General features: G+C 68.3%; 1 protein-coding gene. It reads right to left on the bottom strand.

Annotated features, from left to right (window positions below):
* Window positions 1–1,711, bottom strand: a 1,711-nt coding sequence (locus AC2VOP_RS04120) for an ATP-binding protein (RefSeq protein ID WP_486959790.1), incomplete at both ends; no start/stop codon positions are given.

Raw genomic sequence — 1,711 nt, 5'->3', positions numbered from 1 at the left:
CGGCGCGCCAGGCCGCCACATAGGTTGCCAGCTGCCCGCCGGGGGTGTCGTGGGTGTGCACGTGCACCGGCAGGTCGAAGCGGCTGCGCAGCGCGCTTACCAGCGCGGTGGCAGCCGACGGCCGCAGCAGGCCGGCCATGTCCTTGATGCCCAGCACGTGCGCACCGGCGTCGACGATCTGATCGGCCACATCGAGGTAGTAGTCCAGCGTGTAGAGGCGCTCGTTCGGGTCGGACAGGTCGCCGGTGTAGCACATCGCGACTTCGGCTATCGTACAACCGGTTTGGCGCACCGCGTCGATGGCCGGCCGCATCGAGGCGACGTTGTTGAGCGCGTCGAAGATCCGGAAGATGTCGATCCCGGTTGCGGTGGCCTCTTCGACGAACGCCGACGTGACCGACTCCGGATACGGGGTGTAGCCGACCGTGTTGCGGCCCCGCAGCAGCATCTGCAGGCAGATGTTGGGCAGCGCCTCACGCAGCGCGGCCAGCCGCTCCCACGGATCCTCCTTCAAGAACCGCAGCGCCACATCGTAGGTCGCTCCGCCCCAGCACTCGATGGACAGCAGCTGCGGGGTCATCCGGGCGACGTAAGGCGCCACGTCGAGCAGGCTGCTGGTCCGCAGCCGGGTGGCCAACAGTGACTGATGCGCGTCGCGGAACGTCGTCTCGGTGACACCGACAGCCGCCGACGTCCGCAACCAGCTCGCAAAACCTTCCGGGCCGAGCTGGGCCAGCCGCTGCTTGGAGCCCGGCGGCGGCGCCACGGCCAGGTCGGCTTCAGACAGCTTGGGCAGCTTGTCTTTCGGGTAGACGGCGGATCGCCGCGATCCGTGCGGGGGGTTGACGGTGACGTCGGCCAGGTAGGTCAAGATCTTGGTCCCGCGGTCAGCCGACGAGCGTGCGGTCAGCAGGTGCGGCCGTTCTTCGATGAACGACGTGGTGATCCGGCCGGCGGCAAAGTCCGGGTCGTCGAGAACCGCTTGCAGGAACGGGATGTTCGTAGCCACGCCGCGGATTCGGAACTCGGCGATCGCACGCCTGGCCCTGTTCACCGCGGTGGTGAAATCCCTTCCCCGGCAGGTCAGTTTGACCAGCATCGAATCGAAGTGGGCGCTGATCTCGGCCCCCAGATGGGTGCCGCCGTCCAGCCGGATGCCTGCCCCACCGGGGCTGCGGTAGGCGCTGATCCGGCCGGTGTCCGGCCGGAAACCGTTGGCCGGGTCCTCGGTGGTGATCCGGCACTGCAGCGCCACGCCGTGCGGTGTGATCGCCTCCTGTCGCAAGCCCAGGTCGTCCAGCGTGTCGCCGGCGGCGATGCGCAGCTGCGACGAGACCAGGTCGACATCGGTGATCTCTTCGGTGACGGTGTGCTCCACCTGGATCCGCGGGTTCATCTCGATGAACACGTGGTGGCCGCGTTCGTCGAGCAGGAACTCCACGGTGCCCGCGTTGCTGTACCCGATTCGCCGGGCGAAAGCAACCGCGTCGCCACAGATCTTCTCCCGCAGTGCCGGCTCCAGGTTCGGCGCGGGCGCCAGTTCGACGACTTTCTGGTGGCGGCGCTGCACGGAGCAGTCCCGCTCGTAGAGGTGCACGACGTTGCCGCGGGCGTCGGCGAGGATCTGCACCTCGATGTGGCGCGGGTTGATCACCGCCTGTTCCAGATAGACCGTCGGGTCCCCGAACGCCGACTGGGCCTCCCGGCCGGC

Source organism: Mycobacterium sp. TH-M106, assembly GCF_057473765.1.
Note: the sequence above shows the minus strand (reverse complement) of the source record. Positions and strands in the feature narration are given on the sequence as shown.